The sequence below is a fragment of the Burkholderia sp. MSMB1498 genome (assembly GCF_001526245.1).
In the GTDB taxonomy this organism is placed as follows: Bacteria; Pseudomonadota; Gammaproteobacteria; order Burkholderiales; family Burkholderiaceae; genus Burkholderia; species Burkholderia savannae.
In genome coordinates this window covers 1-6,059 of record NZ_LOYJ01000068.1, presented here as the reverse complement: position 1 = coordinate 6,059, position 6,059 = coordinate 1, and the positions used below count along the sequence as shown (strand labels likewise).

The following is a 6,059-nucleotide window of genomic DNA, read 5'->3' as shown; positions in this document are numbered from 1 at the left end:
GGCCAACACGAGCGCTCGATAACCAATCATGCCTCACGTGCGCGCCGGATTGCGGACGGCCTTCGCGAGGCGCTTACGGATGACTCCAACAGCCGCGATAAGAACCGGCACGATGAAAACAAACATCACCTGCGTTTCACTTTGAATATGCCACTGGTCAAATCCGCCAATGGCTAGAGGGTGTTATGAACTTTGCCGCCGATAAGACAAGATGTCGGGATGAAAACCCGCAAGCCTTATCCGAGCGATGTCAGCGACGAAGAATGGTCGTTCGTTGTGCCGTATCTGGCGCTGGTGCGAGAAGACAGCGAACAACGCCGCCACGAGCTTCGCGAGGTCTTCAATGCGCTGCGCTGGCTGATCAGAAGCGGCGCGCCGTGGCGCATGTTGCCTAATGACCTGCCCCCGTGGGAAGCGGTCTATCAACAGACGCAGCGCTGGATGCGAGCGGACTGTTTCGAGGCGAACGTGCATGATCTGCGAGAACCGTTGCGCGTGTGCGATGGACGCAAAGCGCAACCCAGTGCCACGATCCTGGACAGCCGTACATTGCAATCGACACCGGAATCCGGCTCGCGCACCGGCTACGACCGCGCGAAGCGCCCCAAGAGTTCGAAAGTGCATCTGGCGGTCGATACTCCGGATCAGTTGCTGGCACTGCATGTGACACCGGCCAATGAGCAGGATCGCACACAGGTCGAGCAATTGGCCCATGCGGTACAAGAATTGACCGGCCAGAGCGTGGCGCTTGCGCACGTGGATCAGGGCTATACAGGCGAAGCGGCTCGTCAGGTAGCACAAAGCCACGGCATTGAGTTGGAGGTGCTCAAGCACACCGAGGCCAAGCGCGGTTTCGTGTTGCTGCCCAGACGCTGGGTGGTCGAGCGCAGCTTCTCATGGGCTGCGCGCTTTCGACGCCTCGCGCGCGACGGTAAACGCTTGCCTCACACGCTGGCCGGATTCCATTTCCTCGCCTTCACCTGTCTAATGCTGCCCAAAATCATCGACTTCATTCATCTAGGTTCATAACAGGCTCTTCTATGAGGGCGTTGAAAAGCGCCTTGTTTTGACGATCGGGGCACTGTTTAAAAGGGTTTCGTATGCGATTGGCCGCTGAGTTGCCGATGGATCGTGCCGGACGCCCCGCTTGCGAGCGGGCCGGCCGGCGCGTTGCCGCGCAACGGCTGCGCTTGGGCGGCTCATCGCATTGCCCCTTGGGCACCGCTGCCAGTATTCGAGCCATTCGAGTCAGGTTGCTCGCCAGCATCGTCAGCTTGAAGTGCTGGTCGACTCGCTTGATGCCGCGATACGCGGTCTGTCGAATCCTGTCGACGCTCTTGCCCCAGCCGAAGTGCTCTTCGATGCGCTTGCGAATCACTTGGCTAATGCCATAGCCGACGTGCCGAGAGGTGCGGCCGTCGATCGCGCTGCCGCCTTGATGCGCGTCGTTGCGCGCGACGTGTGGCGTCACCTTACGCGCTCGGCAGTCGCGCATGTCGTAAGCCTTGTCGGCGCCGAGCGTCTTGGCGTGACGACCCGGCACGCAGTCGAGCAGGCGCAATGCACTCGCGCGTTCGCCGAAACCGTCGGCGTGGCTGACCACGGCGCTGACCACTAAGCCCGAGCGGTTCTTCATCAGGATGTGCCCCTGATAACAAAGGATGACTCCGCTTTGCCTACCCTTGCGGAACAGGCGCGCATCCGGATCGGTGCTCGATTCATGCGTGTCGTTGCTGCGCCGCTTGCCCTTCCAGTCGGTGCCGACATTGCGGCCACCGCCGGCCGGCGGATCGTCCGAACCGTCCTTGCGCCGGAAGCTCTTGTGGCTGGCCCATGCCTGGATCAGCGTGCCATCCACCGAGAAGTGTTCTCTGGAGAGCAGCCCTTGCTTGTCGGCCAAACTCATGACTTCGGTAAAGAACGTTTCGAGATCATGAACACGATATCTCTAACGCACCGCCCACAGCGCTCGTTTACACCGTATCCAATTTCAACAGCCTGATAGAGCCGCGACGCATGGAACGCGTCGTGCGTCGTGCGTCGTGCGTCGAACGCTGCACCATGCACGACGCGCAACGCAAGACGCTCCGAGCAATCGTCCTCCTCACCCCTCCGCGCCTCCGAGAAACGCGCCCGCCAGCCTGCGCGCGCCGCCGGCGAACATCAGGATGTCGACGCCGACCGCGACGAACGTGCAGCCGAGATCGAGATAGCGCCGCGCGAGCGCCGGCTCCGACGTCAGCGTGCCCGCCGCCTTCCCCGAAGCGACGATCGTCCGGATCGCCGCCTCGATCGCACGCCGCACGTCCGGATGCGCGGGATCGCCGCGATGCCCCATCGACGCCGCGAGATCGGCCGGGCCGATGAACACGCCGTCGACACCGTCGACCTCGCAGATCGCTTCGAGGTTCGCGAGCGCGGTCACGGTCTCCGCCTGCACGAGCAGGCAGGCCTCGTCGTCCGCGATGTCGAGATAATCGGTGCGCGCGCTCCAGCGCGACGCGCGGCCGACCGCGCTGCCCACGCCGCGCACGCCGCGCGGCGGATAGCGAACCGCGGCGACGAGCGCGCGCGCGTCGTCGGCAGTGTCGACCATCGGCACGAGCAGCGTGCGCGCGCCGATGTCGAGCAGGCGCTTGATGAGCGCGGGGTCGCCCGTCACGGGGCGCACGATCGGCTCCGCGCGATACGGCGCGACGGCCTGCAACTGCGCGAGGATGCTGCGCACGTCGTTCGGCGCGTGCTCGCCGTCGATCAGCAGCCAGTCGAAACCGGCCGTCGCGCTCACTTCGGCGAGATACGGGTCGCTCATCGCGAGCCAGAAGCCGATCTGCCGGCGCTTGCCGGCGAGCGCGGCCTTGAAGGGATTAAGTGCGGGCGTTGACGTTGTTGCGTTCATGAAGAGCCGGTCCGGAAACGTTGCGGTTGAAAACGATGGGCTCGACCTTGCCGAGCAGGAACAGGTAATTGACGATCGCGACGCCGATCAGCGCGGCAGAAAACACGAGCGCGGGCATGAACGAGCCGGTTGCGCCGACGATCGCGCCCGTGACGATCGGCCCGACGACGCCGCCGAGGTTCGACACCATGTTCTGCAATCCGGCCACCATCGACACGGAGTTGCCCGGCGCGACGTCCGCGGGCAGCGCCCACACCTGCGACGCGGCGACGGTCATCCCCGATTTCGCCACGCACAGCAGAAACACCGCGAGCGCCGCCGACTGCGCGAACGCGGCGAGCCCGATGCTCGACGCCATCACGAGGCCGACGACGAGGAACAGCTTGCGCGTCGCGGTCAGCGACAGCCGGCCCGACGCATGAACGCGGTCCGACGCCCAGCCCGCGAGCACCTCGACGAACATCGACACGAACAGCGGCAGCGACGCCATGAAGCCCATCTCCATCAGCCCCATCCCGCGCTCCTTGACGAGATAGGTCGGCAGCCACGTGATGAAGAAGTACGAGTTGTAGTTGATCATGAAGAAGCCGATGCACATCGCGCAGACGTTGCGGTGCGCGAGCAGCCGATACCACGGCATGCGCGGCGCGCCGGCGTCCGTGCGCGCGGCAGGCTGCCCGCCGCGGATGTGCGCGAGCTCGGCCGCGTTCACGCGCTTGTGCCGCGCGGGAGAATCCTTGAACACGACGAACCACGCCGCGCCCCAGACGATGCCGAGTGCGCCCGTCGCCGCGAACGTGACGCGCCAGTCGAACGCCGCGATCAGCCACGCGATCAGCGGTAGCGCGATCGCGCTGCCGAGCTTCGAGCCGCTGTCGAAGATCGCGGCCACCGTCGCGCGCTCCGCCTTCGGAAACCAGCGCGCGGTGATGCCCGCGTTGCTCGGGTACGCGCCCGCCTCGCCGACGCCGAGCGCGACGCGCAGCGCGACAAGCGACTTGAAGCCGTTCGACAGCCCCGTCACCGCGGTCGCGAGCGACCACCACAACACCGCGAAGCCGAGCACCTTCTTCTGCCCGCAGCGATCGGCGAGCATGCCGGCCGGCAATTGCAGCAGCGCGTACGACCAGAAGAACGCCGACATCACGATGCCCATCTCGACCGGGCCCAGATGGAATTCCTTCTGGATGTGCGGCGCGGCGGCCGACAGCACGGTGCGGTCGATATAGTTGATCGCGATCGCCGCCCACATCAGGCCGGCGACGATCCAGCGCACGTTCGAGCGCGTGCCGCGTTGCGGGGTGTGCTGCATGGTGTGTCTCCGAGATTGTCTTGATGCTTCGCGTACTTCGCCGCGTATTCGCTTTACCGCTTTACCGCTTTACCGCTTTACCGATTTGCCGATTTGCCGATTTGCCGCTCGACCGCTCGGTCGCCTTGCCGCCTTGTCGCCTTGCCGATTCGCCGCCGCACCGACCGTTCGCCGCGCCGCGCCGCCTAGCTGACGATCCCGAGATGCCACGGCACGAACTCGTGATCGCCGAGCCCGAGCAATTCGCTCTTCGTCCGCGCGCCGGACGCCGCGCGCAGGATGTGCTCGAAGATCTCGCGCCCCATCTCCTCGACCGTGCGCTCGCCGTCGAGAATCCGCCCGCAGTTGATGTCCATGTCCTCCCCGAGCCGCTCGAACATCGGCGTGTTGCTCGCGAGCTTGAGCGTCGGCGCGGGCTTCGAGCCGAACATCGAGCCGCGGCCCGTCGTGAAGCAGATCAGGTTCGCGCCGCTCGCGATCTGTCCGGTGACGGCCACCGGGTCGTAGCCCGGCGAATCCATGAACACGAAGCCCGCGCGATCGATCGGCTCCGCGTATTCGTAGACGGCCTGCAACGGCGTCGTGCCGCCCTTCATCGCCGAGCCGAGCGATTTCTCGAAGATGTTCGCAAGGCCGCCCTGCTGGTTGCCGGGGCCGACGACGCCGTTGAACTGGCCGTTGTGGCCGCGCGTGTAGCGTTCCCACCACGCGAGGCGCTCGAGCAGCTTGCGGCCGACTTCCGGCGACACCGCGCGGCGCGTCAGCATGTATTCGACGCCGTGGATCTCGGGCGTCTCCGACAGGATCGCGGTGCCGCCGTGCCGCACGAGCAGATCCATCGCCGCGCCGAGCGCGGGGTTCGCGGTGATGCCGGAAAAGCCGTCGGAGCCGCCGCATTCGAGGCCGATCTTCAGATGGCTCGCCGGCACCGGCCGCCGCACGACGTCGTTCGCGGCGGGCAGCATCGCTTCGATCGCGGCGACGCCCGCTTCGATCGTCGCGCGCGTGCCGCCCATCTCCTGCATCACGAGCGTGCGCATCAGCCGGCCCGTGTCGAGCCCTTGCGACGCGATCAGATCCGCGACCTGGTTGCGCTCGCAACCAAGTCCGACGATCAGGACCCCTGCGAGATTCGGATGGCGCGCATAGCCCGCGAGCGTGCGGCGCAGCACGTCGAAATGCTCGCTCGGCGACGACATCCCGCAGCCGCTCGTCTGCGCGAACGCGACGACGCCGTCGACGTTCGGGAACGCGGCGAGCCGCTCTTGCGTGAATCGCGCGGCGATCTGCCGGATTACGGTCGCCGAGCAGTTCACCGACGCGAGGATGCCGATGAAGTTGCGCGTCGCGACGCGCCCGTCCGGGCGCACGATGCCGTCGAACGTCGCGCGCTCGGCGGCGGCCACGTAGTCGACGGGCTGCACGTCGAGGCCGAAGCCCGGATCGCGCGCGAAATCGACGAGCTCGACGTTGTGCGTGTGCACGTGCTCGCCCGGCGCGATGTCGCGCGCCGCACGGCCGATCACGGCGTCGTACTTGCGGATCGGCTCGCCGCGCGCGATCGGCGCGGCCGCGACCTTGTGGCCGGGCGGCACCTGCGCGCGAATCCGCACCGCGACGCCGTCGAGCGCGAGCGTCTGGCCAAGCGACAGCGCGTCGCGCGCGATCAGCACGTTGTCGGCCGCGTGCAGCCGGATCAGGGGACCGGCGCCTGCCGGGCGTTGCTGCGACATTCCTGCTCCTTCGTTCTTTGTCGGCGGGGCGCGCCGACGTGGGTTGCGGCTTCGGCTTCGGCTTCGGCTTCGGCTTCGGCTTCGGCTTCGGCTTCGGCTTCGGCTTCGGCTTCGG

The 6,059-nt window shown here is 66.4% G+C and carries 4 protein-coding genes and 1 pseudogene; 1 reads left to right on the top strand and 4 read right to left on the bottom strand.

Annotated elements, in window-relative coordinates:
* Window positions 1-219 precede the first annotated feature (219 nt).
* Window positions 220-1,029: an IS5 family transposase gene (locus tag WS91_RS33310; RefSeq protein WP_082758206.1), complete on the top strand. Its 810-nt coding sequence runs from the start codon at window positions 220-222 to the stop codon at window positions 1,027-1,029.
* A gap of 181 nt (window positions 1,030-1,210) precedes the next feature.
* Here the strand turns inward: WS91_RS33310 and WS91_RS15235 are convergent.
* The 4 genes and pseudogenes from WS91_RS15235 to WS91_RS15220 form a co-directional block, all read right to left on the bottom strand.
* Window positions 1,211-1,930 (bottom strand): annotated as a pseudogene (locus WS91_RS15235) (IS5 family transposase); the annotation flags it as partial.
* A 174-nt stretch (window positions 1,931-2,104) separates the two neighbouring features.
* Window positions 2,105-2,899: a 4-hydroxy-2-oxoheptanedioate aldolase gene (gene hpaI / locus WS91_RS15230; protein ID WP_059670539.1), complete on the bottom strand. Its 795-nt coding sequence runs from the start codon at window positions 2,897-2,899 to the stop codon at window positions 2,105-2,107.
* Window positions 2,868-4,211 (bottom strand): MFS transporter, encoded by a 1,344-nt coding sequence (locus tag WS91_RS15225; RefSeq protein ID WP_059670538.1) that lies wholly within the window; start codon window positions 4,209-4,211, stop codon window positions 2,868-2,870. Before WS91_RS15225 ends, hpaI begins: the two co-directional genes overlap by 32 nt.
* 185 nt (window positions 4,212-4,396) lie before the next feature.
* Window positions 4,397-5,944 (bottom strand): UxaA family hydrolase, encoded by a 1,548-nt coding sequence (locus WS91_RS15220; protein WP_059670537.1) that lies wholly within the window; start codon window positions 5,942-5,944, stop codon window positions 4,397-4,399.
* Between the last annotated feature and the right edge of the window lie 115 nt (window positions 5,945-6,059).